Annotated in this window: 1 protein-coding gene; it reads right to left on the bottom strand. The window is 56.8% G+C overall.

Translation table 11 applies throughout. The features are described from left to right. Positions 1 to 280 precede the first annotated feature (280 nt). Positions 281 to 1,300, bottom strand: a complete 1,020-nt coding sequence (locus HW466_RS30900) for an IS110 family RNA-guided transposase (protein WP_151007124.1) — start codon at positions 1,298 to 1,300, stop codon at positions 281 to 283. Positions 1,301 to 1,437: the final 137 nt, after the last annotated feature.

Raw genomic sequence — 1,437 nt, 5'->3', positions numbered from 1 at the left:
TTATATGAACGCCTCCCGTTTGCGACGGTTTTTCGTGTGTTCCGACTGCGACAGGATGGGTTGCAGCTTTATATCCGGGCTTGTTGCAGCCTGATGCGCTGCGGCCCACTATGAAATCCGCTGACCCGCACCTCATTTCTCCTGCGAGCTCAAGGCTCGAACGACGATTCAGGTTTAGCGAGTCCCGGTCCTACCTGTCTTGTCATCACATACGATTGCCAGCGCAACCTTTCGACGTGTCATCCTGTAAAAGTTGATCCCCTACGGCAGCGCTCACCGGTCAAACCGGCTTCCCGCTCACGTAGTCCTTGTCGTACGTCCTGCCATGCGCCAAGATGGCCCAAATGGTTCGAGCCATTTTGTTCGCTTGCGCCACGACAGCTACATTCAGCGGTCGCCGCTTTTTGATTCCTTCGACCCATGCCCCCGGCTCTTTCGCCAGACACAGCACGCTACGGGCACCGTGAATCAATAGCTTGCGCAGATGCATGTCACCTCTCTTACTGATTCCCAGTAACTGAACCTTGCCGCCCGTGCCGCTTTGCCTTGGGACCAATCCAATCCAGGCTGCGAATTCGCGCCCGGATCTGAATGTCTTGACATCTCCCATCGTTGCAACTGCCGCTGTTGCCGTCAGCAAGCCGACGCCCGGTATCTCAGCTATTGCCTTGCACGCCTTGTCCTCTCTCAGCCAGGCTCGTAGACGCCGTTCAATTTCGGCAATCTGCTTATCGAGGTCCGTCAAGCCGTTCCACTGATCTCGCAACGTGTCGATCAGAATCGCTGGCAGACGGTCATCCAGTCGCTCGAGCACATCCGGAATCGCCTTGTCCAGTGCGGCGCGCCCCTTGCCCATCACTTCGCCGTATTCAGTGAGCAAGCCACGCAGGCTGTTGATCTGCATCGTGCGGAACTTCACTAGTTGCTCGCGCATCCGGTGCAACCCCAGCACCGCCTGCTGCATTTCCGTTTTCACTGCCACCGACTTGCCCGGCTGCTGCGCCGCCATCCAGATTGCCCGCGCATCAGCTGCATCGTTCTTGTTGCCCATCACGAACGCCTTAACGAACTTCCCCGGCATCAACTTCACCTGATGGCCCATCGCAATTAATTTGCGAGCCCAGTGCTGCGAACCACCGCACGCTTCCATTCCGATCAGGCACGGTGATCGGTTCGCAAAATGTTCCAGAAATCCCGCTCGCTTCACCGGTTTGTTCACGATTTCGCCCGTTTCCGCATCGATGTAATGGAGCTGGATCACGTTCTTTGCGATGTCCACGCCAACTGTCGTAAGCTTCATCTCGGACCCTCCGGTTGCCTGTGAAGAATCTTGATGATCTTCCACCTTGGGCACTTTGATGCCGTCGGCCCGTGAGGGTCCACCTGCCTAGCTCCCACCACCATTCACGGGTGGGAGGCGTTCATATCATTTCTCCT

Source organism: Burkholderia territorii (genome assembly GCF_902833055.1).
Classification (GTDB): domain Bacteria; phylum Pseudomonadota; class Gammaproteobacteria; order Burkholderiales; family Burkholderiaceae; genus Burkholderia; species Burkholderia territorii.
This window is presented reverse-complemented; position numbering and strand designations above follow the sequence as displayed.